Below are 25,133 nucleotides of genomic sequence, written 5' to 3' on the forward strand. Positions count from 1 at the left end.
GATCAAGAAACTGGAAACTGGCTCAAGGGAAGGACGGTTACCCCTTCAAGGACCGGAACAAATGCCTTTTCGTCGAGGGCGGTGTTGACCTCCGGCTCATCCAGGGTGATCCGCACCGTGATCCCGAGCCGGTCCGTGATCTCGATGGTCGTCGGGACCGGTACGCCGTCAACCGACTGGTACCCTTCATAGCGCACCTCGTCGCCGTCAACATTCTTCTTCAGGACCAATCCTTGGGAATCAAAGTCAATGGTTTCCCGTTCGCCGTCGGCACGCCTGCGACTCAGATGTTCCTGGCCGGCCTTTTCCGGGAAAACCCGCTCGGTGGTCCAGCGCAGAAGCCGCCACCCCTGCAGGGCCGGCGCGTTGGGGAGATCTGACAGCAACCCCTGGTAGGCAAGGTTCTGGGAAGAGGCAACATAGAGCAGATGGTCACCATTGAGAAACATCTCCGCTACGGTGGTACCGAACGGAGAAAGAATCACCAGCCGAAACTGGTCAGGAGAGCGCATGATCAGGTAACCGCGGCCGGAAAGACCTTTTTCACCAGCCTTTATCGACAGCGCCACGCTGCTGGTCAGGGTATTGATTGTTGCTGCCGGGTTAAGCGGAACAGTGACTGCAACCGACCTGGCAGCACAACCAAAGAGCAGCAGCGGCATAACCATGATTACCATGAAAACGCGATAATTCATTCCAGCACCTTGAAATCTTTCTCACTCAGGCCGACATTGGCCCGCATCTTTTGAAAGGTGATGGCAGTCCGGTTGCCATTGCGCTCATCGATAACCAGTTTGCGCAACCTGCCGTCACTGCCGCTAGTAAGGGTAAAGGAGTGAACCTGCCCCTTTTTCCTGGGCGAAATGGTGAGAGTCTGGGTATCACCGGTCAGGTCAGCCTTGGCGTCAACCGCTTCCGGAAGAGCGGTTACCGGTTTGGCCAGCAGACCAAGCCACCGCTTGAGCCCTTCATCCGCAGGAAGTGCGATCTGCTGGCGGCTCTTCTCTTTGGGGAAATAAAGATCCAGACTGCTGTCGCGCAACACCATCCTGCTGGCATGCGGCGGCACTAGTTCCATGAAGAACAGGTCAGGCTTTTTGAAGCGCACCGTGCCGGTGGAAACAAGCTTCCGTTTCATGACCGCCAGCTGCTTTTCCTGGGTAATCTCGGCGGTGAAATCCTGCATCCCGGCAAACCCCTTGCGCAGCTGCTCCAGGGCCACCACCGGCGACATTGGCGCAGCTGCGGCAGTCAGCGGCACCAAGGCAATCAGCAGAACAGCATAGAAAAAAGTCCTCATAACGCCCCTACTCCCAGGGTCAGCACGGCCTGCACCAAAACCTGCCCGGCTGCCGCCACCTCCCCTTCCATCATGAACAGCCGACCGAACGACTTGAGTACACGCACGCTGAATTCAAGGGTATCGCCCGCTTGATATGGGGCAAGAAACTCGGCATGGTCGATGGTAGCGAGAAAACCGCCCTCCCCCTCCTCCTGCACCGTGGCCACTCCTGCCAGTTGGGCAAGACCTTCCAGCATCAGGAACGGGACAAAGCAGTGCTCGCCGCTGCTCACCTGCCGGACGGCGGTGGCCGAGATGCCGGGATCGCGGCCGGTGATCCGATCGAGAAAGAGAAACGGGAAGCGATGGGGGAGATATGCCGTGGGATCGGGGTTAAACAGGCTTCCCTCCGGTGAAAGAGATGGCGTAATAAGGGCCTTCCGGGGAAGCGGCAAGATGCAGCCCCTGTTCACCTGCCCCAAGTGTCGCCACCAGGGCAACCATGGAAAGGCCGCCCATGGCAATGGAGCGACCGGTAACTTGCGGCAGGCAAATCCGCGGCGTATCCGGCAGCAGGGCGGCAAATGCGGGGAGCAGATCCGCTGTCCCTGACAGGCAAAGTCGTTTCGGAGATTCTGACGGCAACAGCTGACTAACTGCTTGGGATTCACGACCAGCCGGGATCAATCCCAAGGTGCTGATGGCAGTGACTTCGCCCATGATCCTTGCCCCTCGGGCCTCGGCATGCGACCTGCGCTCCAGAACCAAAAGACCGCACCCTTCGGCATAATCAGCAGCAAAGCTACGGTTTTGCCCCAGTGCCTGAAACCCCTGCAACATCCGCGAGGTCAGTTCATCGACCCCGCCGGTCACCATGACATCGGCCCGCCCCTCGGCAATGAACCGGCAGGCAAGCTGGAAGGCGTTCTCAGCGGAGCAGAACCGCTGCACTGTGGTGACGTTTGGTCCCTGCAGGTGATGCTCGATGGAAGCGTTGCTGGCCGCGGCATTGGCCACGGTATTCGGGAACAGCATCGGCGTCAGGCCATCGACCCCTTTTTGGAAGTAACCGGTCAGGAACTCCTCGGAATTAGTAATGCCGCCAAAACCGGACCCCATGGTGATCCCGACCCGCTCCGGCGCTAGCGAATCCTTTGTCACTCCGGCATCGGCCAACGCCATGCCGGTCGCCACCGTGGCCAACAGACTGCAGCGGTCAAACTTGCGGGCCTTGAGCGGCGGCATGAAATCGGCGGCGCGAAACTTTTCGGCCTTGCCCCACCTTAGTCCGGCCCTGCCGGCAATCGCTTCCGGAACAGGGGTCAGACAGCTCTGACCGCCACGCACCGCCGTGACCAGCGGCTCGACACCGACACCGGCAGCGGAGATGGCTGCCAATCCGGTAACGACGATATCGGGAGTATCCTGGATCATAGGCCAAGCACCAAAGATGTGATGTTGCCGCCAAAGGCAAACGAATTGGACATGGCGACCGTGGCGGTCGCAGGGCGCGCCGAATCATGGCAGTAGTCGAGATCGCATTCCGGGTCGCGCCCCCGGAAATGGAGGGTCTTCGGAATCGTGCGCTCTCCGAGCGCCAGCATGGTTGCCACCGCCTCGATCGCCCCGGCGGCCCCCAGGCAATGCCCGGTGATCGGCTTGGTAGAGATCAGTGGCACGCTCCCGGCCCGTTCCCCGAATACCCGTTTCATGGCATTGGACTCAACCACGTCGTTGAGCGGCGTACCAGTGCCGTGGGCATTGACCCAACCGACATCTCCCTTGGCAATTCCGGCATTGGCCATGGCGTCGTGCATGAGGCGGGCGGCCACCTGGCCGGTCGGATCAGGGGCGGTCATATGATGCGCCTCGCCAGCCATGGCGTATCCGAGAACAGCACCATAAACCTTTGCGCCACGCTGAGCAGCCACACTCTCCCGCTCCAGAACCAGGAACGCAGCTCCTTCGCCAAGGGTAATCCCCTGGCGGCCAAGACTGAACGGCGCACAGGGCTCGGGGTCAACGACCTTGAGCGAGTTGAATCCGGCAAAGGTAAGCATCGACAAGGTATCAGAGCCGCCGCAGACCACGGCATCAAGCTTGCCGGTCGCCACCAGGTCCGCTCCCCAGCCGATAGCCGTGGCCGAAGAGGAGCAGGCCGTGGTGATTGTACCCTGGTAGCCGGCCAGGCCAAAGGTCTCGGCAATGACGGTCGAGGTCTTGTCCGGCAGGATACCGCGCAGCAGGCTCGGCGAGATCTGCCGCTCCTGCAGTGCTGCTGCCAGCCATTGTTCCGACTGGAACATGCCGGCAGCACCGGCGCCGACAACCACCCCCATGGCGAACGAATCGTAGCCGCCTGCTATGCCGCTGTCGCCCAGCGCCTCGCCAGCAGCGATCAACCCGAACTGATCAGCCCGGGAAAGCTTTGCCGCCGTGCGTCTGCCGAAATGAGCCACCGGGTCGAACCCTTTGACCTGCACGGCAATATGGGATGGGAAGGCCGAGACATCGAACAGGTCCACCGGTCCCACACCGCTGGTGCCGTCGATGACGGCGCGGCGGAACCCCGGGATGTCCCGGGCCGCACCGCAGAAAACGCCGAGGCCGGTTATGACTACCCGTTCGCGAGACATCAAAGAATCCCTCCGTCCACAACCAGTGTCTGGCCAGTAACGTAGGCCGCTTGGTCAGAAGCCAGGAACAGCACGGCTGCGGCAACTTCATCCGGCTGACCGATCCGTCCCAAGGCCGCTCCCTGCACCACCTTAGCCACCAGCTCCTGCTTGAGGCCGGCGGTCATATCAGTGGCGATCATGCCGGGGGCGACCACGTTGACCCTTATCCCCATGGGGCCGACTTCACGAGCCAGCGATTTGGAAAAACTGATGATTGCCCCTTTTGTTGCAGCATAGTTGGTCTGGCCTGCAGTGCCGGTGATTGCGGCAATGGACGAGAGGTTGATGATCACCCCGCTCCGTCTGGCCAGCATCTTGCGGATACCCCATTTGCAGCAGTGAAACAGGGGGGAGAGGTTGGTGTGTACCACGGCATCCCAGTCGCTATCGGCCATCATTGCCAGGTAACCGTCGCGGATGATGCCGGCATTGTTCACCAGCACGTCAATAGCGCCGGTCGCTGCCGCAGCGGTATCGATCAGCAGTGTTGCCCCGGCGGCGCTGCTGACATCGGCCTTGACGGTAGTAACCGTGCCGTTGCCACCGGCAGCATCGGTTTGCAGTTGCAGGGCAGCCGCGTCGTCCTGCAGGTAAGCGGCATAGACGGCAGCTCCGGCACGGGCAAAAGCAAGCGATACCGCCCTGCCGATCCCTCGGGTGCCACCGGTCACAACCACGGTTTTGCCGGTAAAATCCATTGTAATCTCCGGAATCAAAGTGGGGGGATTTTAGCGCTTAATGGGGAAAAAGTCCAGCATCGGGGAGGGAGGTTACAGGGTAAGGCTGCTGCAGGGGTCCAGGGTGTCAGACCAATTTCAGATCAAGGATAATATTAAGTCGGCGAGGCATAGGTAGGGGCGTATCGCGATACGCCCCTACAGCAGGCCCACACGGATAGGGTCTTGATATTAAATTGATATCAGACAGGCCTGATTCTGCTTCGCCCCAACCGTTTCATCAGCTTCCACAGCGGGCCGCGCACCGGAAAATGACGCAGCATTTCCAGCATGGCATCCGAGATGTTGATCTCCAGCCCCGGCACCACCCAGTTGGTGCGCTGCAGCGCCTCAGCGGTCACCAGGTCGCACAGGGTGTCGCGCACCGCAGCAGAGATGTAGAATTTAGGTTCCAGAAGTGATTCAGCGGCTGTGACTACCCCTTCGGCGATGGCGAGGCGATGCAGCTCCGTGCCGGGAAAGATCCGAATGCCGGTCATGCCTATTACCGCGGTTGGCTGCAGCTCATCCATCAGACTGAAGGTCTCGTGCACCGTCGCTTCGGTCTCTCCCGGCCCACCGAAAAGGATGTAATGGGCAAAATCAACGCCCCGCTCCCGGCAGAGCCGCGAAGATTCGCGAATGGTCTCGACAGAGAACGATTTTCTGAGACTGGTGAGCATCGTTTGCGCCCCTGAGTCGGTGCCGAACTCCAAGGCATCGCAACCGGCAGCGAGCATGGCGTCCAGGAGCCTGGAGGGGAGGAAATCCGGGTTGATGAACGCCGACCAGTTGACCGGCAGCTTCGCAGCCGACATTGCGCCACACAGCTCCTCGGCAAAGGCAACCGGATAATTGAAAATATCATCAACAAAATAGAGGTAATTCACTCCATAACCTTCGACGAGAGCCCTGATCTCAGCAATAATTTCCGCTACCGGTCTGATCCTGACCTGCGCCCCCTCAAGGAGCGGATAGGTGCAGTAGGTACAGCTGAACGGGCAGCCCCTCTTGGTCTGCAGGTTGGCCATCCCCCCCAGTTTGTGGTATGAGGCGACATCGAACAGGGTCCGGTCCGGGGTGGCAATGGCATGGACCGGAACAGGAGGAAGAAAGGAGGGCTTTCCGGGTAGCACCACGCCGGGAATCCCTGTGACTGTTTCACCGGCTGCGATGGCGGCAAGCAATCTGGGCAGAGCCTCTTCACCTTCGCCGGCAACGCCGTAATCAGCGCCGAGAAAGGCCAGCAGCTCCGACGGCATGATGGAGAACCCGGACCCGCCGACAATGGTCATTGCCCGCTCACGGCAGGCGGCCACAACCTCCCTGACCCCGGCAAGGTATGAACGAACCCCGGGCCAGGTGACATTATCGATGTTGCGGATGGAGATTATTGCGGCATCGGCGTTAAAACCGTCCAGCGCTGCGGTAATGGCGGCTATCGGCTCTTCGCTGAAACAGAGGTCGAGACCGCGGAGTTCATGGCCGCTGGCGGCCAACGACGGCGCCAGGCATGCCAGGCCGATCGGAAAGACCGGATATGGCGAGCGCTCGCGGTTGGCGGAGATCAGGAGCAGCTTCATCAATCCCCCTCGGCCCAGGCAAGCATCTGCTCAACCCGCTCGGCCACGGTTTCGGGCAAGCGGTACTGGGTGACCCCGTGCATATCGGTCAGGGCATGGACCGTTATCCCGCGGGCACACGGTAAACCGTCCGCACCGAGGATAACTGAGCGAAACTCTACCGTGGGGGTCTCATTACGCTGTACTGTGGTCTTGACCGTAAGCCGGTCATTGAAGCGGGCCGGACGAAGGTATTTCAGCTCCAGAGTCACCACCGGCCCCAGGAAGCCGGCTTCGGCCAGTTGGTCGGCAGCCATGCCGAAGCGGCCCGCCAGTTCATTGCGGCCGATCTCCAGCCAGGCCACATAATGGCCGTGCCAGGCCACCTGATAGCTGTCGACCTCATTGAACCGGACCGTGATAACGGTTTCGTGGTAACGCATCTCAGCTGTGCTCCATGGCAATCCAGCGGTTGTATTTCTTCAGCGACTCTCCCACGCCGGCCTCAGCAAACGAGGTCACTCCGGCCTTTCTGAGCGCAAGATAGGTCGCCTCCCACCTGACCGGCAGGCAGAGCTCGCGCACCAGAAAATCCGGGATATCGGCTGCGGCCAGGAAATCCTGCTCGATATGCTCCATGAGCGGCACCGTCGGCTCGGCAAAACAATAGTCAGCGACAATCCCCCGCAGCTCTCCGGCAATAGCTTCAAGCAACGGCGTATGCAGTGGCGCGTCAGAGATAAACGAGCTGACGCTGAAGGCGCCGGTGGCAAGCGCCTCGGCCATGGCAGCCTCGATGGCATGCTGCTCTCCTGCCAGCAGGAAATGACGGGAGGTATTGTAATTGGCCGGATAGACGCCATTGTTTTCGGCCAGGGCCAGCACCGGCGTCGCCGCCAGGCCGGTGACGCACCCCAGGGCATAGTTCCCGCTGTTGCTCATCCCGGCCAGGACGCGGCCGATGCGGCAGGTAAGCTCAAGGGCATCCCCCTCGGGCAGAGCATTGACCGCGGCCAGGGCAGCATAGATCCCCATGCTGTGCTCAGCAACCATGGCAGGCCTGGCCCCCTCGGCCCGCAAGACCCGGTTGCGGTACAGGCTCATGGCAGTACCGTAAACCTGCAGCCCTACCTGGGCGGTGGCTGGCTCGTCGCGCCAGGCAAAGGTTGCCAGATCAAGGCCGGTCCGGTCAAGGGTCAGTGCGCTAATTTCGGCAAAATCGGCATTATCGGGACACCCGGCGTCATGAGCCAACGGCTGGCCGGGGAACATGAAACAGATCATCAATTACCCTTTTTTCGTTTTAGTGCCGCCCGGAACCCGATATTCATCGGGCCAAAGACCTGCACTGAGCGGTGCAGCTTCCAGATCCGCTTATACATGGAACCGAAGGAGTAAAAGGACCTATTGAGCCAGTCATACCCCTGTTGCAACTCGGCCACGCTCATCCCCTTGGGCTGGAAGGTGACATGCTCCATGTCGTAGTCTTCCCAGGCATTTGACAGGATCCGCCCCTCCGCTTCCAGGCGGCGCCTGACTTCGGTGCCGGGATACGGGGTGAGGATCGGGAAGATGGCCCCCTCCAGCCGCGCCTGCTCACAGAAGGCCAGGGTCCGCTCAAAGACCTCCGGGGTATCACCGTCGTTTCCCATGACAAAGGAGCCGAGGATGCCGATGCCGTTGTCACGAAAGACCTGGGCGTCTTCAAGATAGGAAGTGGCGGTGTTGGTGACCTTGCCCATCGCCTTGAGCGCCTCCTGGTTGAGCGACTCGAACCCGACAAACAGGGCGACGCAGCCGGCCTCGCCGGCGGCCTTGATGAACTCCCGGTCATCGGCAAAATCTATCGGGGCATGGGAGAGCCATTTAAAACCCATCCCTTTCATGCCGGCGAACAGCTCCAGGGCATATTTCCGGTCAGCCACCAGGTTGTCGTCAACGAAAAAGGCAAAGGAGTTCCTGCGGCGCAGTTCCTCCAGCTCGGCCAGCACGTTATCGATCGGGCGCTTGCGATAATGACGGCCGTAAAAGGCCGTGACCGAGCAGAATTCGCAGTCAAAGGGACAGCCACGGGTGGTCTGCAGGGTATTGGTGAAGAGGTATTTCTTGCCGGCAAACAGCTGGCGCCTGGCAATGGGAATGGCGGTCATTGCGATGAGGTCTGAGGAACGGTAGAGCCGCTGCAATCGGCCATGCTGAAAGTCGGCCAGGAGTTGCGGCCAGATCAGTTCGCCTTCACCGACCACAACGCTGTCCAGATGTTGCAGCGCTTCTTCCGGCAGATTGCTGGCATGGAAGCCACCCATGACCACGGTCTTGCCCACCGCCTTGAACTGTGCGGCAATCTGGTAGGCGCGGGGCGCCTGGGGAGTCATGGCGGTGATGGCAACAAGATCGGCATCGGTTGCCAAAGCCAGCGGTTCAATATTTTCGTCGCACAGTTCAACCGACCATTCAACAGGGGTGACGGCAGCCAGGGCTGCCAGCGAAAGAGAGGGGAACTTGAAACCTAGTTCGCCCCACAGGCGGCCCTTCGGCCACCCGGGTGAGACGAAAAGCACCTTCATTTACGGTTTTCCGCAATGTAGCCGGCCATGGACCGCACCGACTGGAATACCTTGGTGCCGGTGGCGGCATCAGGCACCACGACTCCGTATTCTTTCTCCATTGCCACGACAAGCTGCAGGGCATCTATTGAGTCAAGCCCCAGACCGTCGCCAAACAGGGGCGCATCACTGTCGATGTCAGCGGCGGACATCCCCTCGATCCTGAGGGCATCGATGATAAGCTGTTTTACTGCTGCTATAAGTTCTTCGGCCATTGTTCTTCCTTTGTGCCAGGTTAATTTTAGTTTTGCCAATAATCGAAGTAGGTATACCACTGGTCAGGATAGTTCCTGATGTAACGTTCAAATACCGAAGCCATCTGCTGCACGGCGTCCCTGACCGCTGCCCGGTTGTCGCCCGGCCGAGCAGCCACGTAGATCGGCTCTTCCATGAGGGTGGCGTATCGCCCCTGCTCCAGAGGGACAAAAACCGGGATGATCGGCGCGCCGGTCGCCAGTGCCAGATAGGCGGCGCCGGCCGGGAGATCGGTCGGTTTTCCGAAGAAATCAACAGTGACACTATTGGACGAACCGTCACGGTCGCCGATGAGGCAGAGGATTTCATTGCGGCGCAAGGCATTGACCGCTTCAATGATCGCCAGCGGCGACGGGTCGTCCCGATCAACGTAGATCACGCCGATGCCGCGCTCCTCCCGCACCATGCGCCGTTGGTCGGTCACCTTGTCATCCGGTTCCCGGAAAGTGAGCACGGTTATCCGGTATCCCAGATCAGCCAGCCCCAGTCCGCCCAGCTCCCAGTTGCCGAAATGGGGCGAGATCAGGATGGCCCCGGTTTTGTTGGCGAGCGCTTCTTCCATGGGGCGCGGGTCGCTGCGCCGGCCGATCATTGCCTGCAACCGCTCCCCCCTGAGCCGGATCATCCTCATGATATCGGTCCAGTTGCGGGCGTAATGGCAATAGGAGGAAAAAACCGTCCGCTCTACATTGCGCCGCCCCAGAACAACCCGCAGGTTGGCACGGATGCCGCGGCGCTGCTCTCCGGTAACACAGTAAAAAATCAGGGCCGTCAGATAGGCGAACGGCGGGGTCAGCCACCGCGGGACCATGATCGTAAACAGGTTGATAAAGAACAGGTTGATACTGCTATAAAGCGCCAACGTACGACCTCATGCCATCAACGCTGACAGCGCTTCCGGGGATTCCGCTCCGTGCCGGCAAACTCCCGCTCCCAGGCAGGATCGGCAATCCCGGCATAAGCGGCCGAATATTCGTCCATCTGCGGTGCCAGATCGGTAAAGATTTTTGCGGCGCCGTCATGGGTCGGATACGCTCCGGCAGTGCTGAACAGCTCGCGTCCCGCATCGGGGTGGTCAATGAGCATGCAAGGGCGAAGCAGGTTCTCATGCTCTGCCTGCCGCTCCCGGATGGCCTTGAACAGCGGCGACCCAAGCGCCTCGGCAATGGTGGTGCGGCGGATGTTATCAACGGCAAAGTGGCAAAAAACGCACGGTTCGATGTCACCGTTGGCGTTGATATGGAAATACTTGCGACCGCCGGCGATACAGCCGCTGATGATCGGCCCGTCGTTCCAGAAATCAACGAACAGCATCGGCTTGCTGTCGCGGAATTCTGCAACCCTGGTCCGCAAAAGGTCGCGCTGTTCGGGCGTTGCCATCAGTTCCAGGTTCGGCTCCCTGCCAACCGGCACGTAGGTGAAGAGCCAAAGGGCGTAGACCCCCTTGTCCAGCAGCATGTCGATGTACTTGCCGTCAGTGATGATGTCGGTATTCTTGCTGGTCTGGGTAAATGAGCCGCAGAAGGAAAGCCCCGCACTCTTGAGCAGCTCCATGGCATGCATGACTTTCTGAAAATGGCCGGCGCCGCGGCGGGCATCGGTTTCAGCCTCATACCCTTCAAGGGAGAAGGCCGGCATGACATTGCCCACTTCAATCAGCTTCTCCACCATCGCCTCATCAATGAGACCACCATGGGTGAAGACCAGGAACGCCATGTCCGAATGCTTCTTGAACAGCTCGAAGATATCCTGCTTAAAGAACGGCTCCCCACCGGAGATGACGGCAAAATAGACCCCCATCGCCTTCATCTGGGTCAGAGCCGAATCGACCTCATCGTTGGAGAGTTCCAGTGTCTTGGAATAGTCGCCGGCATAACAGCCGTAACAGGAGAGATTGCACTTCATGGTCAGGCTGATGACCACGGTGGACGGCGGATAGAAGCCGTGCCGGTCAGCCCATTCCTTGCGCTTGTTGGTACCGGACAGCAGGTGGTTCACCGCCAGGTTGGTAATCCATTTGCTCCGCTGATTGGGGTGAATATCCCGCAGGATCCGCCGGGGGAACTCGATGCTCGGATGCCCCTGCCGAACCAGCTGCCGAATCCAGCGAATCCGCTCCTTGTAATAGTCTTTTTTGGGGATCATCTCCATCAGATGGGTCATCCGGGCCAAGGTCTCATTGGAAGAGCTGGTGGCCATGGAGAGTAACAGGGAGACAATCTTCTCAGTCGTATAGTTTTTAAGGCTTTGCAGCATTAGGACTCTCACAGGGTATGCTGAATTTTAAGAATGTCATACAAATGCGCCAAGTATCACGAACCGGCCGGAAATGGCTTGTTGACCGGCCGTCAGCAACCCGAGCCGCCACAGGGACTGAACCGATGGAAAATCCGGCCTTCCAGCACTTGACCAGGATTTCCATTTCCAGATCATACCCGGTACTAACAAGGTTCACCGAACGCAACAGCTTGGACGAGTATACACGAAATCCCGATTGACTGTCGTCAATCTTGAAACCAGTCCTTTTTCTCATGCACCAGGCGCCGAAACGGTTCCAATAACGCCGCAGCCCGGCCATCTCCTGAAATTGCGAATAACGCGATGCCAGAAGAAGATCAAAACCCTTTCCGCGGGCCTCTGCCACCATTGCGCAAATGGCGGTCGGATCGTGCTGACCATCGGCATCAAGGGTAACCACCATGGAAAAACCATTCATCAGAGCCCAGTCAAACGCAGTGCGCAACGCCATCCCCTTGCCCTTGTTAACATCGTGCCTGATGAGGTTTACCGGCAACCCGGCAATCTGTTCCGCTGTTTGGTCAATTGAGCCGTCATCGACAACAAGCAGGGGAAATCCCTGTTGCAGCGTCTCCCGGACAACGGATTCAATGGTCTTTTCGCAATTGTATGCAGGTATGACTACGCAGATTCCCACTGTTGCACCATCTTGCCAAGGGTAGTAAACCTGAAGCCAGCCAGCAGTCTCTTCAACCGTTCCATTGCGTCTTTTCTGGAGCCGTAGGCAACGAACTCCCGAAACCGAGACATCTTCAACCTTGGCCCGTCAGGATCCAGTTCGCGCGGGTGAAGGAAAAACACACCCGGAGCCCCGAGGGAGTTGAGATTTACAATGGTACGCTCAATCATCGGCATCGGGAAAAACCGAAAGCCCCACCCCCCGCCGGTAGGGAGATTGCCTATCCATGATGGAGTTACAAGCGGCGGGATCTCCCAGAGCGTTCCGTGGTCGAGCTCTATCCGCCAAGGGATGCGCTGCCCATGCTTGTTCCCGATAAACGGCAGCGGAGTACAACTCGAATCGTAATGATACCCTTCTGCCAAAAGGATATCAAATGCCCACGGAGTCCGGTCTCGCGACAGAGACCACTGCGGGGCACGAAAACCTCGCGGCCGGCAACCGGTCAGTTGCCCCAGGATATCGGCTGTCCTGCGAAGTTCATCACGAAAGGCATCCGGAGTCAGTGAGTGCACCAGAGCATGCGAATACCCGTGCGATGCGATTTCATGCCCCCGGCCAGCTATCTCTTTAACAACTTCGGGCTCTGCAGCTGCCAGAGAGCCAAGCACGAAAAAAGTCGCCTTGACCTGACCGGCATCCAGAACCGCCAGCAACCGCTCGATGTTTCTTCGGAGCCGCCGTTCGAGCGTAAGGCCATCAATCCCTGCAGCGCCACAGACGTGAAACCATTCTTCGACATCAATGGTCAGGGCGTTAAAAAGCCGTTCATCAGCATTAGGAGCACGGTTCATTAATCGTAGAAACATACCAATTCACCGCCTGAAAAGTCAAGACCTGCATGCTTGACCCATATGAATCACAGATAAAACAACCGAGCATTGCGTCAAGGATCTTGCTCCCGACTCACCCCACACCTCTCCTTCCGAAACTGTGCAGAGAAAAGAAGTTGACCGGGACTCAATTCTGTATAACATTAAGCAAAATTTATCACTTTCCTGGGTACGCCTGTGCATTTTAGCCTGATTACCAAAATTGCCATTGCAACGAGCATTGTTCTGCTGGTCTGCATGGTCGTTTTTACCCAGCTGAACTTCAACAACCTGCAGAAGCTGATGATCGAAAATGCTGTGGCAGACAGCGACCGGCTCTCGGAAACCATCATCAGCAGTACCCACAACCAGATGCTGGAGAACAACCTCTTCGGCGTATTCCAGATGATCAACGAGGTCGGTAAACAGAAGGGGGTCATCCATATCCGGCTGATCAGCAAGACCGGGCGGATCATCCACTCAACCGATGAAAACGAAGTCGGGCGGCTGCTCGACAAAAAAACAGAAGCCTGCAACATGTGCCACGAAAGCGAAACGCCGCAAGTGGATGTGTCCAGCATGAACAGGAGTCGGTTTTTCAAAGACTCAAATGGCCAGGAGGTTATGGGGCTGGCCAAAGCCATATATAACTCCGAAAAATGCTATACCGCAGCCTGTCATTTTCATCCGGAGTCCTTCAAAATCCTTGGTGTTCTCGATGTGATAACCTCATTGCAGCCGATGCGCGAACTGATGGAATCGTACCGCTACAAACTGGGGGCGGTTACGGTCCTGATCATCGCCGCCATCTGGGCGAGCATCACTTTTTTCATGATGATTTTTGTCAATAGTCCGATCAAGCAACTGCTTTACCAGATCAAGATGCTGTCCAAGGGAGAACTGGACGGCACCGTTCCAACCTTTTCCAGCTATGAACTGGCAGTGCTCTCTGACTCATTCAACCGGATGACCCAGAACCTCAGAAAAGCCCGTAGCGAGCTCGAAGATTGGGCGCATACCCTTGAGCTGCGAGTAGAGGACAGGACCAACGAGCTGAAAAAAGTGCAGAATCAGCTGGTGCGATCAGAAAAGCTAGCATCACTGGGAGAGCTCGTTGCCGGTATCGCCCACGAGATTAACAATCCGCTCACCGGCATCTTGATGTATGCCTCGTTGGTGCAGCATGACGACAAACTGAACCCGGCGTTAAAGAGTGATCTGGCGATTATTGTCAGAGAAACCGAGCGCTGTGCCCGTATCGTCAATGGCTTGCTGGATTTCTCTCGAGAAAAAAGCCCGAAGAAAAAACTCTCGTCAATTCCGGCAATTATGAATGCCACTCTGTCACTGGTCAAAAGCCAGTCCATATTCCTCAACATCAACATAGTGACGGAATTCGCCGCAGACTTGCAGGAGATCTCAGTCGATCCAAACCTTATTGAGCAGGTATTGGTCAATATGGTGCTAAATGCCGGCCAGTCCATGCATGACGGAGGAGACCTTCATCTGCGGATCAACAATAGCGAAGACAACAAATTCATAGTTATTGAAATTGCCGACCAGGGATGCGGGATTCCGGAAGATAACCTCAAGAAAATATTTGACCCGTTTTTCACGACCAAGGAGAACAAGGGAACAGGGCTGGGACTTTCAGTTTCTTACGGCATCATTGAGAGCCACGGTGGAAGAATAGAGGTACAGAGCGAGGTGGGAAAAGGGACGACGTTTACCATTCTGCTGCCGGTTGACCAAGAAACCACTACAAATGATGCGCGCAATAAACCGGCAGGAGAGTTAGTGCCGGACGATCACATCTGATTCCTGATTGACACCCCCAACTTCTTGAGGAGCGCCTGGAAATTCGGGCGCAACATCCCTGTTTCTTCGGCTGCACGGGTGACATTCCAGTTGTTTCTTTTAAGGGCATTGATAACAAAGGCCTTCTCTACCGGTTCTATTGCCTTTTCCCTGATCTGACGCTTCGTCTCTTTCAGCTCCTCAAGGTTCTGCGGCACATGGGCATCATCAGCTTCAGCATGATGCGTTCCGCCTTGCGGTGACAGTTCCAGGTCATCCCGTTCAATAAGCGGAGTAGCGGTCAGCACCACGGCACGCTCGATAATGTTTTCCAACTCGCGCACGTTGCCAGGAAACGGGTATTCCTCAAGAAACGAGATGACGTCAGGTGTTACCCCACGGATCTCTTTCCCAAGCTCTCCAGCGAATTGCTTTACGAATTGGCTGATCAGCAGCGTGATATCGCCTTTTCGTTCCCGCAACGGCGGGAGATCGATCGGAATTATATTAAGCCGGAAAAAAAGGTCTTCACGGAAACTACCCTCAGTGATCATGGTACGGAGGTTTTTGTTGGTTGCAGCGACCAGACGAATATCGATCGGGATCGGTTGCGTCCCGCCGATCGGGGTAACCTCTCTCTCTTGCAACACCCTCAACAACTTTGCCTGAGTGGTGAGACTGATGTTGGAAATTTCATCAAGAAACAGGGTCCCGCCGTCCGCTACCTTGAAGAGACCGGTCTTGGTCTGCATTGCCCCGGTGAAAGACCCTTTTACATGACCGAACAGTTCACTTTCGAGCAGGTTTTCGGCCAGAGTGGTGCAATCTATGGCCACAAAAGGCTGTTCACGGCGTGGACTGTTGCGGTGAATGGAGCGCGCCACAAGCTCTTTGCCGGTGCCGCTTTCCCCACTGACAAGGACCGTACTGTCTGTTGGGGCAACCTGCATAATCCGGCGATAAACCTTCTGCATCTCCTTGCTCTTACCTATGAAACAATCAAATCCGCTGGTATCCCGCAACTCTTTGCGCAGATACATATCATCAATAAGTACCACTCTCTCTTCAATTGCCTTGGCTGCTTTTGCCAGAATCTCGTCCGGGGTAAACGGCTTGGGGATGTAATCGGCCGCGCCGCTCTTCATCGATTCAATAGCATTATCTATTGCGGCATAACCGGTTATGAGGATCACTGGGACTTCAGGTTGAAGAATCTTGATCGACTTCAGGACTTCAATGCCGTTCATACCCGGCATCTTGAGATCGGTAATAACCAGATCGAATTCATGATCCTGCATCCGCTCAATTGCAGAATACCCTGAAGCAAAGGTCTCAACTGCATACCCTGCCCCATCGAGGATCCGCTTCATTCCTTCCCTGATTACCGCCTCATCGTCAACCACCAGGACTTTTTTGACATCTGTCATGAAAACCCACCTCGGAGATTTGTCGTTCTCACTTTTTCAGGGATTAAAGCAATTCGACCAAAGATTAACCGACTTTTATGTTATTTCCGCTTACCGCCAGTGTCAACAGTAAAATACAACTCAGCTCGCTAAAAGACACTCACCAACAAACCACCCACAATTTTTATCAATAAAATCAGGTGATTATGAAGCCGGTCATCATGTACAAAATATTTATACACCTAGTCGTGCAGAAGAATTTTTCGTTATTTTTTAGACATTTACAACCCAACCACATGCAGGCCGGAAAACGGAGAACCATGCAATGGCGTATACAATTTAGATACACCTCACCTTACCCCCGGCAGCATCATTTAAGCAATTAAATTAAAAAAATGCCACAAAACAGCTAGTTAAGAACTATAAATTAGTCAAGATTAATACTGGTACATATACTGCAATACTGGTGACAAACGACACAAAGTATAATCGCTGCAATGAAAAGGAGGAGACCATGAAATCAGCAATCAAGAAAACCCTCGCACTGTCCCTCTGCAGCGCCAGCTCTGCATTCGCCGCGAGCGGTGCCGAGAACGATGAAACAGGGCTCTTCTTCTGGCTCTTCATCGGGTTCGCAGCCATGATCATCGCTTTTCAGTTTCTGCCGGGAATCATGATGTTTTTCGGCATGGCTAAAGGGCTTTTCACTTCCGGAACTAAGGAGCCGGCAGTCGCAAAAGAAGGGAAAAAGGATTAAGCAGGACAATGGTAGGCATCTAATCATTAATGGATTTGAGAGAGGGGAACGACCATGCAAGGGGTGCTGATCGCAGATGACAACCTCGACTCACGCAAACTGATGGCCGATCTTTTCATTGAAGCAGGGTATGACGTAACAGTAACCAACTCAGCAGCAACCGTGCTGCATGGGATTCTGAAAAAAACCGCTCAGGTAGTGCTGATTGGCAATGAATTCGACGAAGTGGCTGCTACGGATCTTATCCCCCTGCTCAAGAAGTGCAACCGAGAATTGACCATCATTTTTGTTTCCAGTGACGCATCGCTATCCCTCATCCGCAAACTAAGGAATGAGGGGATTTTCTACCACGCCCTTCCGCCATTGGAACCAACAGATCAACAAGAGTTAAAACAGGCCGTGGAATGTGCCTTCGAAACAATCCGCAGTCAACATCATCAGGATCTGAAAGGAGGAAAACAATGAAAACGACACGTCTTGCTACAACAACGGTACTGCTCTGGCTGGCCATGTTTGGTGACGCCTTCGCAGTAAGCACCAACAGGGTTTACAGCAGCGGCATCTTTGTCCTCGGATTTATCGCATTCTGCGCATTGGTAGTTGTCGTACAGCTGATCCCGGCAATCATGACCCTGTGGGGAATGCTGAAGGGGGCAGCAGATAACGCCAAGAATTCCGCCAAGGCAGAAGCTAACGACTAGATTCATAATGAAAGGGGGAGTGTCATGCTCGAGATTTTCCAGCAAATAGGAGAGGTAAAGTCAGTCTACACAATGGTTGACTTCTACCAGTACATCAAAGGGGTTGAATACCTGATCTGCTTGGCCTTTTTCGTCGGGTTCCCGCTCCTGTACCGTCACATTCACAGCCAGAAGGACAAATAGCTCCGGTCGAATGGGCTAACGACGGAGCCCTGATTGACGAGAACAGCCATTTTAATGCCAAGGAGAATGATATGCGCACTGCCTGCACATGGATAATGTTAGCAATAGCCACTGCAACATTTACGCTTTCGCAACCGCAGCAAGCTGCGGCCATCCCGGACAACATCAGCATTGACCCGATCGAAGGTCTCTATCAGAAAGTCAACTTCAACCACGCTGCCCACATCAAGGCAGTGTTCGATTGTGCCGTCTGCCATCATCATACGACCGGCACTCTGGTAAACGATCCGAACTGCATCCGCTGCCACAAGACCAGCAATCCGACAAAAACTGTGGCGTGCAGAAACTGTCACAAAAAGGATCCTTTCTCAGTAGAGGCCATGAAAGAAAGGGAAGCAAATCCGAACCGCTATCATAACGACACACCAGGCCTCAAAGGGGCCTACCATCAGAGCTGCCTCGGCTGCCATAAAAAGATGAATGGCCCGACAGGCTGTCAGGACTGTCACAAGCGCAAGGCCGAAGGTGACGCCATGTTCAATGCTGGTGAATTTGCACCGAAAAAACCGGCTGGAAAAGGGCATGGCGGCCATTAGGCCGCCAGAGCATCGATTGAATCCAAATCTCATACAAGGAGAACGGAATATATGAAACGGAGAGATTTCCTCAAAGGATGCTTGATGTGCAGCGCAGCAGCCGCAGTCGGAACAAGCGGTAAAGCCCAGGCAGCCGGATCATTCGAAGGATACCCCGACGCAATGGGTGTATTGGTGGACTTGACCCGCTGCGTAGGGTGCAGAAGCTGCGAAGCTGCATGCAATAAGGAGCAAAAGCTCCCGGAACCGGACGTGCCTTTTGACGACACATCTGTTTTCGAAGACAAACGCCGCCCCACAGAGAGGGCGCTTACCGTTGTGAATCGTTATGAAACCGGCGGCAGCGAACCGGTATACCGAAAAATCCAGTGTAATCACTGCAATGAGCCGGCTTGTCTCACCTCATGCTTTGTCAATGCCTACACTAAAACAAAAGAAGGCGCTGTTATCTACAATCCGAAGATATGCGTCGGTTGCCGTAACTGCATGATCGCCTGCCCATTCAATGTCCCTGGGTACAGCTACTCCAGTGCCTTTAACCCTGTGGTCAAGAAATGCATCTTCTGCTATGACACCAGGTTGAAAAACGGGAAACCACCGGCATGCGTCGAGTCCTGCCCTCAGGAAGTCATGACGTTCGGGAAGCGCGCAGATCTCGTCAAGCTTGGCCATGAGCGTATACGTGAAACACCTTCACGCTACTACGACAAGATATATGGAGAAAAAGAAGTTGGCGGAACCGGATGGCTCTATCTCTCCAGCGTTCCGTTTGACAAGGTCGGTTTCGATACTACCCTCCAGAATGAGCCTATCATCTCTAACGTGAAGGACTTCCTGAGCATGGTGCCGATGGTGCTTGCTATCTGGCCGGCCCTCTTCAGCGGGATTCACTTGCTTTCGACCAAGAACAAGGACGGCCATGACGATCATGATGATTCTCATAACGGAACAGGGGGGCACTAGACCATGAAACGGTATCTTAAGGAAAAAGGAAACAGTGTTGAAGTTGTTGACGCTCTCCATCGTAACTCTGACGGACGCAAATGGACGATTATGGAAAAGCTCCTTCTGGGGCTGACACCAAGGGAATACCTGCAGCAGGCATTGAAAAACCCTGTTAACTGGATATTTGCCGTTATTTTCGCCATTGGCGTGCCGATCATGATCGGCCGCTTCATCTTCGGACTCTCATGGGTTACCCACAGCTCCTGCGACTATCCCTGGGGACTGTTCCTCGGCTTCGGTCTCTTTGCCATGGTCCCCCTCTCCTCGTCAGGGTTCCAGCTCGGGACAGCCTGTGAGGTCTTCGGACGCCACGATCTTGAACCGATCGAGCGACTGGCCCTGCTTAACGGACTGCTCGGTTATTTCTTTGCTGTCTGTTTTCTACTTTTCGACCTCGGGCAACCATGGCGACTCCCGTATCCAATGGTAGTGGCTTTCGGCCCGGCTGCCGTTCTTTTCCTGGTCGCCTGGCACGTTGCTACCTACCTCTCGGTCCAGATTGCCGAAGTAGCAACCGGTTTCTTCGAGTGGATGGGGTGGCCTGCAGGAAAGAAGGCGATCAGAAAGATCACGCTCGGCCTTACGGTATCCGGCATCATCCTCTCGACCCTTCACCAAGGGGCATTGGGAGCACTGTTCACCTATGCGCCGGGCAAGGTCCATCCGCTCTGGTACTCGGCATCGTTCCAATGGCTGCACTTCTTCGTATCGTCAATCCCCGGTGGTCTCTGCATGGTAATCGTAGTCAGCACCATTGCTGCCAAGACCATGGCATGGCGTTTTGACGACCGCTTCAAGACAAACCTCGACAAACTCACGATCTCTCTGGCCAAAGGCGCCACCATGGGTCTTGCTACCTACCTGACCATCAAACTGATCGGCGTTGCCCATGACAACAAATGGGAATACATTGCAACCGGTTGGGGCGCCTGGTATGCAACGGAAATCCTGCTCGGCGTCATTGCGCCGATGGCAATCTTTGCCTTTGCCATCAAGAACAACAAGGTGGGTTTGGTCCGCTTCGGCGCTTGGCTCACCGTAATAGGCGTAGTGCTGAACCGGGTCAACACCGCCATGATCACCTTCAACTGGAAACTCCCTGAACGCGAGATTCCGCACTGGAGGGAAGCGGTAATTGCGATAACCCTTTATTCCGTTTACATCGTCGTCTACCGCTTCATCCTTTACCGTCTGCCGATCTTCTACAAGTGGAAGACCGTTGAAGTGCCGGTAGAGGCAACTGAAGGAATCCGTGAACATGCTCGCAGCCTGTCGGAAGAAATGATTCCGGAAAGCGTCTGCGCAAAGGAAGATATTGCCGTATCGGCACGCCAGCTCTCCGGCGCTGAGAGCGCCCACTAAACCACACAGGAGAGAACCGATGAAATTATGCCGGATAGCAACCGTTCTTGCCATGCTGGTATTTGGAGCAACAGCGGCCGGGGCGATAGAGCTTAAGGACATTACCTACCACACCGAAAATGCGGGTAAAGTGGTTTTCAGCCACAAAAAGCATCTGGAAAAGAAACCACGACGAGACCCGCTACAATGCAAGGCGTGCCACGAAAACGGCAAAAAGGCCCCGGAAAAAGCCAATATGGCAGGAATGGAAAAGGGTAAATCCTGCGGGGCCTGTCACAACGGACGCGGCGCCTTTGCCCTTGCGGCATGCGTCCGCTGTCACAAGGTGCGCGATGTCAGCATCAATGTTAAGCAAACCGGGCCAGTGGTTTTCAGCCACCAGAAGCACTTGAAAAAAGTCCAGGATTGCGCCAAGTGCCATAATGCACTGTTCAAGACCGGCAAGAACCCGCCGGTCACTATGACGGCAATGGGCAAAGGGGAATCATGCGGAGCATGCCATACCGGCAAGCAGGCATTCCCCCTGAGCGATTGCCAGAAATGCCATCCATACCGCGATAAGCTTTACAAGGTCAAAGATGCTGGTAATGTTGTATTCAGCCACAAAGCCCACATCGACTTATCTTTTTCCTGCAAGGATTGTCATGATTCCATTTTCAAACCAGGCAAAGGGAATCCGAAAACATCCATGGCAAAGATGGAAGAAGGTAAGTCTTGTGGAGTATGCCATGACGGCAAAAAAGCATTCACGGTAAAGTCAGATTGCGCAACATGTCACAAGAGCTCATGACACTAACACCGATTTGCAGGCAGCTTATTTAATGGAGCGGGCCGAGTCCTGTTGGCTTCTAGGAGACAAACAGGTCACGGCCCGCATTTTTTGAATAAACAACTCTTGTTTGATCAACCGGAGGAGACGATGCTGATACAGGTTGTCTATAGTGACAGGAAGATCGGCCTTGTAGACCAGGGTAAACTCGACCGCCTGATTGAAAGCGGATCGATAGCGGCATTCCGCAGGCTTGATGCCTGGGCGATAATCGGCAAAGACCAAACAAGAAAAGACTGCCGGATTTACGGTGGACCGGAGCGAAGAGATCGTGGGGGTATAACTGATGAATGCCCAAGAGGTTATGAACGCCCAGGACTATCCCAAGGCACGGCATTCAAATGAAGGAGTTTGACTAGTAACCTGGCAGATAAGATTTGACTAACCAAAGCACTCCTCCTATAATCTGCGGTCTGAAAAATCAGATTTCACCAAGGAGGAGACAATGCTCTCAAGAACCATGCTCTGCTGCCTGGTACTGCTCTGCACAACTGCAACAGTTCAGGCTATAACAATCAAAAATGTGACCTATACGACTAAATCTGCAGGAACTGTTGTCTTCGATCACGGCTATCACCTGAAGCAAGCCAGTATCAACAATAACTGCAAGGCCTGCCACAGCGCAATATTCGACATGAAAAAGCGCTCCCACTCAACGATGGCTGAGATGGATAATGGCAAGTCATGCGGCTCATGTCATAACGGCTCAAAAGCGTTCCATGTCAAGGAATGCGTTCGCTGCCACAAGGCCAAAGAGGTTACCATAGCAGTCAAGGGAGCTGGCAATGTCCAGTTCAGCCACAAGACTCATACGGCAAGAAACAGCTGCAATGACTGCCACACTGCCATCTTTGGTCTTAATAAACACAAAAAACCTGTCACCATGACCGAAATGGAAAAAGGGAAATCCTGTGGCACCTGCCATGACGGCAAGATGGCTTTTCCAGTGACAGCCAACTGCGCAGAATGCCACAAGATGTAACCATTGCGACTTAATAACCGCAGGGAACGGGAATCAGTCATGTTCAAAACCTTAAGCGCCCAAGCGATCATACCGGTGACCATTGCGATCACCGGCTTTGTCGTCATCTGCTGCATTCTGCTCTACTCGGTTATGAAATCAGATCTGGTCAACGATGCGGTCACCTATTCCAACGGGTTGGCAAATACTATCGTTAAATCGACCCGCTATGCCATGCTGAAAGAGGATCGCGAAACCGTCAGCCAGATCATAACCAACGTAAGTGAACAAAAAGGGCTGGAGCACACCCGTATTTTTAACAAGAAGGGATCGATAATCTTTTCCGGCAACAAGGAAGAAGTCGGCCATCTTGTTGATAAGAAAACTGCCGGCTGCGTGGAATGCCATGATGGCCCGGTGCCCAAAGCAACATTGGGTGATATGCAGAAGGCACGGCGCTTTGTGGATGAACGCGGTGTCGAGGTGCTGGCCATCACCGCGCCGATTTACAACGAGCCCGAGTGCTTTAATGCTCCGTGTCATGTCCACCCGCAAGGACAGAAGGTTCTTGGAACCCTTGATATAGGGCTGTCGGTGCCGGTTCTGCTTAAGAACCTGCCGGTAATGCGCGGCAGAATGGTTGTTTTCAGCCTGCTGGTCCTGATCCTTAGCGTTGGTGGCGTTGCCGCCCTGCTCTGGCGCAATGTCTTTCTGCCGGTACGTCTACTGAGTGAATATGTCGACCGGGCTGTCAAGGGAGAGAGCGCCTCAGACCTACCGCAATGCGGTCCGGAACTTGCTTCTCTGGCGGAAAACATCCGAACCATCGTCCAGCGGAGCGAAGGCGAAGCAAAGAACTCAAGCACTCAGTCACAATGAATATCGACCCAGCCATTAGCGATGATAGAGAGCAACCAGCGGCAAAAGATCTCAGCCAACTGAGACGCGAAAGCCTGTTACGGATCGGTCGCCTGCAGCGTAAATCCGGAAATGGCCCGATATGTCTCGCCCTGTTCCTGGCAATCAGCATCATTGCCCAACAGGATTTTTCCGTAATTCCTTCGCTTCCTGACGACATCAGAGATCTGCTGGGACATCCACCAGCACCCAATATGATAAGCGTAGCGCTGGTGCTCTACAGCTTTTCGGCAATCATCCTCGTGCTGACCCGGATGGTGAGCAGCTCCGAAAAGTACGGCGGAATTGCCCATGTCGGTTACCTCTCGGCGTTTTACACGTTCTATCACTTTTCAAACTCTCTCCAGGACAATTTCTGGGCCGTTTTTGCTGCAGGCATGACGGTCCTTCTCCTTGAAAGCTACCATCTCTGGACACTTTGCGGCTATGAAATCCGCAAGGAAAAGGCGTTCCTTGAACAGCTGGACCGCAAGGAGCAATCCGGTTTCATCCACTGAAAACCGGGGAAGAAAAGCATTGACACCTCGCATTGCTCCTGTTACGTTACCCAAAACTTAGCTACAATTGATTCTTAATCAACGCTAGGGGAGTTCGTACGAACTGAGATGAAACCTTCGGTTTCAAACCCTTTGAACCTGATCCGGATAATGCCGGTGTAGGGAAGCGGACTGACGGGATATAACCATCACCGGCCGCTTTTGCGGCCTTTTTTTGTTGGAGAGCGTAATGAAACTTACCGTAAACGGGGAGTTGCAGGAGACAGGCTGCCTAACCGTCAATGAGCTGTTAGCCGGCCTGGGGATCGATCCGAGACAGGTTGCGGTTGAACTGAATCTGGAAATACTCCCCAAGGACATGTATCAGACAATGAATCTAAATGACGGCGACCGGATAGAAATCGTCCATTTCGTCGGTGGAGGTTGAACATGAGCATCAACAATGATGCACTGGTGATTGCCGGTCGCACCTTTAACTCCCGCCTGTTGGCAGGTACCGGGAAGTTTTCTTCCAATGCGGCAATGGTAGCGGCAATGGAACATTCCGGTTGTGAAATCGTCACGGTTGCCTTGCGCAGGGTCGATATTGACAACCCTGAAGACAGTATCCTCTCGCATATCGACCGCAGCAAGTACCTGCTGCTGCCGAACACCAGCGGCGCCCGCGACGCGGAAGAGGCTGTCAGGCTTGCCCGGCTGTCACGTGCGGCAGGGTGCGAGCCGTGGGTCAAGCTGGAAGTAACTCCTGATCCCTATTACCTGCTGCCGGACCCGATAGAAACCCTCAAGGCTGCGGAGATCCTGGTCAAAGAAGGGTTTACCGTCCTGCCTTACATCAATGCCGACCCGGTGCTGGCCAAGCGGTTGCAGGAGATCGGGACAGCGACGGTAATGCCCCTTGGCGCCCCAATCGGCACCAATCGCGGCATCAGGACCCGTGACCAGATAGCAATCATCATCGAACAGGCAATCGTCCCGGTTGTTGTCGATGCCGGGCTTGGCGCGCCGTCGCATGCCGCCGAGGCGATGGAGATGGGTGCGGATGCCGTCCTTGTCAATACGGCACTGGCAGTAACCCCCAATCCCGGCCTCATGGCCGCCGCGTTCCGCAAAGGGGTTGCAGCCGGGCGAGAGGCTTATCTCGCCGGTCTCGGCGAACAGAGAGATCGAGCCGAGGCTTCCAGTCCGCTGACCGGCTTTTTAGGTTGATGGTTGTGTCATATAAATCAATTG

The 25,133-nt window shown here is 55.2% G+C and carries 31 protein-coding genes and 1 riboswitch; of the genes, 15 read left to right on the forward strand and 16 right to left on the reverse strand.

The features are described 5' to 3' along the window. Positions 1 to 2 precede the first annotated feature (2 nt). The 15 genes from KI809_RS03375 to KI809_RS03445 form a co-directional block, all read right to left on the reverse strand. Positions 3 to 695: an outer membrane lipoprotein LolB gene (locus tag KI809_RS03375; protein ID WP_214170083.1), complete on the reverse strand. Its 693-nt coding sequence runs from the start codon at positions 693 to 695 to the stop codon at positions 3 to 5. Next, the gene (locus KI809_RS03380) at positions 692 to 1,300 is read right to left on the reverse strand and encodes a LolA family protein (protein ID WP_214170084.1); all 609 of its coding nucleotides are present in this window, start codon (positions 1,298 to 1,300) and stop codon (positions 692 to 694) included. The genes KI809_RS03375 and KI809_RS03380 overlap by 4 nt, the downstream gene beginning before the upstream one ends. Then, positions 1,297 to 1,737, reverse strand: a complete 441-nt coding sequence (locus tag KI809_RS03385; RefSeq protein WP_246559156.1) for a 3-hydroxyacyl-ACP dehydratase FabZ family protein — start codon at positions 1,735 to 1,737, stop codon at positions 1,297 to 1,299. The genes KI809_RS03380 and KI809_RS03385 overlap by 4 nt, the downstream gene beginning before the upstream one ends. Further along, positions 1,676 to 2,716, reverse strand: coding sequence for a beta-ketoacyl synthase N-terminal-like domain-containing protein (locus KI809_RS03390; RefSeq protein ID WP_214170085.1), 1,041 nt, complete (start codon positions 2,714 to 2,716; stop codon positions 1,676 to 1,678). Before KI809_RS03390 ends, KI809_RS03385 begins: the two co-directional genes overlap by 62 nt. Continuing rightward, positions 2,713 to 3,918: a beta-ketoacyl-[acyl-carrier-protein] synthase family protein gene (locus tag KI809_RS03395; RefSeq protein WP_214170086.1), complete on the reverse strand. Its 1,206-nt coding sequence runs from the start codon at positions 3,916 to 3,918 to the stop codon at positions 2,713 to 2,715. Before KI809_RS03395 ends, KI809_RS03390 begins: the two co-directional genes overlap by 4 nt. Beyond that, on the reverse strand, positions 3,918 to 4,658 hold the full coding sequence (fabG, locus tag KI809_RS03400; protein WP_214170087.1) for a 3-oxoacyl-ACP reductase FabG: 741 nt from the start codon (positions 4,656 to 4,658) through the stop codon (positions 3,918 to 3,920). The genes KI809_RS03395 and fabG overlap by 1 nt, the downstream gene beginning before the upstream one ends. A gap of 221 nt (positions 4,659 to 4,879) precedes the next feature. After that, positions 4,880 to 6,259, reverse strand: coding sequence for a lipid biosynthesis B12-binding/radical SAM protein (locus tag KI809_RS03405; protein ID WP_214170088.1), 1,380 nt, complete (start codon positions 6,257 to 6,259; stop codon positions 4,880 to 4,882). Beyond that, the gene (locus KI809_RS03410) at positions 6,259 to 6,681 is read right to left on the reverse strand and encodes an acyl-CoA thioesterase (RefSeq protein WP_214170089.1); all 423 of its coding nucleotides are present in this window, start codon (positions 6,679 to 6,681) and stop codon (positions 6,259 to 6,261) included. The genes KI809_RS03405 and KI809_RS03410 overlap by 1 nt, the downstream gene beginning before the upstream one ends. 1 nt (position 6,682) lies before the next feature. After that, a complete protein-coding gene (locus KI809_RS03415; protein WP_214170090.1) occupies positions 6,683 to 7,522 on the reverse strand; it encodes an ACP S-malonyltransferase in 840 nt (279 codons plus the stop codon). Then, complete coding sequence (locus tag KI809_RS03420; RefSeq protein WP_214170091.1) at positions 7,522 to 8,805, reverse strand: B12-binding domain-containing radical SAM protein; 1,284 nt, start codon at positions 8,803 to 8,805, stop codon at positions 7,522 to 7,524. Before KI809_RS03420 ends, KI809_RS03415 begins: the two co-directional genes overlap by 1 nt. Further along, on the reverse strand, positions 8,802 to 9,059 hold the full coding sequence (locus KI809_RS03425) for a phosphopantetheine-binding protein (RefSeq protein ID WP_214170092.1): 258 nt from the start codon (positions 9,057 to 9,059) through the stop codon (positions 8,802 to 8,804). Before KI809_RS03425 ends, KI809_RS03420 begins: the two co-directional genes overlap by 4 nt. Before the next feature lie 26 nt (positions 9,060 to 9,085). Continuing rightward, complete coding sequence (locus KI809_RS03430; protein WP_214170093.1) at positions 9,086 to 9,961, reverse strand: lysophospholipid acyltransferase family protein; 876 nt, start codon at positions 9,959 to 9,961, stop codon at positions 9,086 to 9,088. Between the two features lie 17 nt (positions 9,962 to 9,978). Then, positions 9,979 to 11,355 carry a radical SAM/SPASM domain-containing protein gene (locus KI809_RS03435; protein ID WP_214170094.1) on the reverse strand — a complete coding sequence of 459 codons (1,377 nt, stop codon included), beginning with the start codon at positions 11,353 to 11,355 and terminating at the stop codon, positions 9,979 to 9,981. After that, entirely contained in the window at positions 11,339 to 12,034 is a 696-nt protein-coding gene (locus KI809_RS03440) for a glycosyltransferase family 2 protein (RefSeq protein WP_214170095.1), read from the reverse strand. The genes KI809_RS03435 and KI809_RS03440 overlap by 17 nt, the downstream gene beginning before the upstream one ends. Beyond that, complete coding sequence (locus KI809_RS03445) at positions 12,019 to 12,885, reverse strand: polysaccharide deacetylase family protein (protein WP_246559157.1); 867 nt, start codon at positions 12,883 to 12,885, stop codon at positions 12,019 to 12,021. The genes KI809_RS03440 and KI809_RS03445 overlap by 16 nt, the downstream gene beginning before the upstream one ends. 201 nt (positions 12,886 to 13,086) lie before the next feature. Between KI809_RS03445 and KI809_RS03450 the strand changes: the two genes are divergently transcribed. Further along, a complete protein-coding gene (locus KI809_RS03450; RefSeq protein ID WP_214170096.1) occupies positions 13,087 to 14,706 on the forward strand; it encodes a sensor histidine kinase in 1,620 nt (539 codons plus the stop codon). Here KI809_RS03450 and KI809_RS03455 read toward each other — a convergent pair. Beyond that, positions 14,697 to 16,112, reverse strand: a complete 1,416-nt coding sequence (locus KI809_RS03455) for a sigma-54-dependent transcriptional regulator (protein ID WP_214170097.1) — start codon at positions 16,110 to 16,112, stop codon at positions 14,697 to 14,699. The genes KI809_RS03450 and KI809_RS03455 overlap by 10 nt on opposite strands. Before the next feature lie 493 nt (positions 16,113 to 16,605). Here KI809_RS03455 and KI809_RS03460 point away from each other — a divergent pair, with 493 nt between their 5' ends. The 14 genes from KI809_RS03460 (at position 16,606) to KI809_RS03525 (ending at position 25,109) form a co-directional block, all read left to right on the forward strand. Further along, entirely contained in the window at positions 16,606 to 16,848 is a 243-nt protein-coding gene (locus KI809_RS03460) for a hypothetical protein (RefSeq protein ID WP_214170098.1), read from the forward strand. Positions 16,849 to 16,902: 54 nt separating this feature from the next. After that, entirely contained in the window at positions 16,903 to 17,313 is a 411-nt protein-coding gene (locus tag KI809_RS03465; protein WP_214170099.1) for a response regulator, read from the forward strand. Then, a complete protein-coding gene (locus tag KI809_RS03470) occupies positions 17,310 to 17,549 on the forward strand; it encodes a hypothetical protein (RefSeq protein WP_214170100.1) in 240 nt (79 codons plus the stop codon). The genes KI809_RS03465 and KI809_RS03470 overlap by 4 nt, the downstream gene beginning before the upstream one ends. 24 nt (positions 17,550 to 17,573) lie before the next feature. Further along, the gene (locus KI809_RS03475; protein ID WP_214170101.1) at positions 17,574 to 17,732 is read left to right on the forward strand and encodes a hypothetical protein; all 159 of its coding nucleotides are present in this window, start codon (positions 17,574 to 17,576) and stop codon (positions 17,730 to 17,732) included. 71 nt (positions 17,733 to 17,803) lie between these two features. Continuing rightward, positions 17,804 to 18,328 carry a cytochrome c3 family protein gene (locus KI809_RS03480; RefSeq protein ID WP_214170102.1) on the forward strand — a complete coding sequence of 175 codons (525 nt, stop codon included), beginning with the start codon at positions 17,804 to 17,806 and terminating at the stop codon, positions 18,326 to 18,328. 51 nt (positions 18,329 to 18,379) lie between these two features. Then, positions 18,380 to 19,291 (forward strand): 4Fe-4S dicluster domain-containing protein, encoded by a 912-nt coding sequence (locus tag KI809_RS03485; protein ID WP_214170103.1) that lies wholly within the window; start codon positions 18,380 to 18,382, stop codon positions 19,289 to 19,291. Between the two features lie 3 nt (positions 19,292 to 19,294). Next, complete coding sequence (locus KI809_RS03490) at positions 19,295 to 20,695, forward strand: polysulfide reductase NrfD family protein (RefSeq protein WP_246559159.1); 1,401 nt, start codon at positions 19,295 to 19,297, stop codon at positions 20,693 to 20,695. Between the two features lie 19 nt (positions 20,696 to 20,714). Further along, positions 20,715 to 21,485: a cytochrome c3 family protein gene (locus KI809_RS03495; protein WP_214170104.1), complete on the forward strand. Its 771-nt coding sequence runs from the start codon at positions 20,715 to 20,717 to the stop codon at positions 21,483 to 21,485. Positions 21,486 to 21,614: 129 nt separating this feature from the next. Then, positions 21,615 to 21,869: a GSU3473 family protein gene (locus KI809_RS03500; RefSeq protein ID WP_214170105.1), complete on the forward strand. Its 255-nt coding sequence runs from the start codon at positions 21,615 to 21,617 to the stop codon at positions 21,867 to 21,869. 100 nt (positions 21,870 to 21,969) lie between these two features. Continuing rightward, positions 21,970 to 22,506: a cytochrome c3 family protein gene (locus KI809_RS03505; RefSeq protein ID WP_214170106.1), complete on the forward strand. Its 537-nt coding sequence runs from the start codon at positions 21,970 to 21,972 to the stop codon at positions 22,504 to 22,506. Positions 22,507 to 22,545: 39 nt separating this feature from the next. Further along, positions 22,546 to 23,364, forward strand: a complete 819-nt coding sequence (locus tag KI809_RS03510) for a HAMP domain-containing protein (protein WP_214170107.1) — start codon at positions 22,546 to 22,548, stop codon at positions 23,362 to 23,364. Continuing rightward, the gene (locus KI809_RS03515) at positions 23,361 to 23,900 is read left to right on the forward strand and encodes a menaquinol oxidoreductase (protein WP_214170108.1); all 540 of its coding nucleotides are present in this window, start codon (positions 23,361 to 23,363) and stop codon (positions 23,898 to 23,900) included. The genes KI809_RS03510 and KI809_RS03515 overlap by 4 nt, the downstream gene beginning before the upstream one ends. A gap of 76 nt (positions 23,901 to 23,976) precedes the next feature. Beyond that, positions 23,977 to 24,082, forward strand: a riboswitch (TPP riboswitch). A gap of 47 nt (positions 24,083 to 24,129) precedes the next feature. Next, the gene (gene thiS, locus KI809_RS03520) at positions 24,130 to 24,327 is read left to right on the forward strand and encodes a sulfur carrier protein ThiS (RefSeq protein ID WP_214170109.1); all 198 of its coding nucleotides are present in this window, start codon (positions 24,130 to 24,132) and stop codon (positions 24,325 to 24,327) included. Between the two features lie 2 nt (positions 24,328 to 24,329). Then, entirely contained in the window at positions 24,330 to 25,109 is a 780-nt protein-coding gene (locus tag KI809_RS03525; RefSeq protein WP_214170110.1) for a thiazole synthase, read from the forward strand. Positions 25,110 to 25,133 lie beyond the last annotated feature (24 nt).

It is taken from the genome of Geoanaerobacter pelophilus (genome assembly GCF_018476885.1).
Taxonomy (GTDB): Bacteria; Desulfobacterota; Desulfuromonadia; order Geobacterales; family DSM-12255; genus Geoanaerobacter; species Geoanaerobacter pelophilus.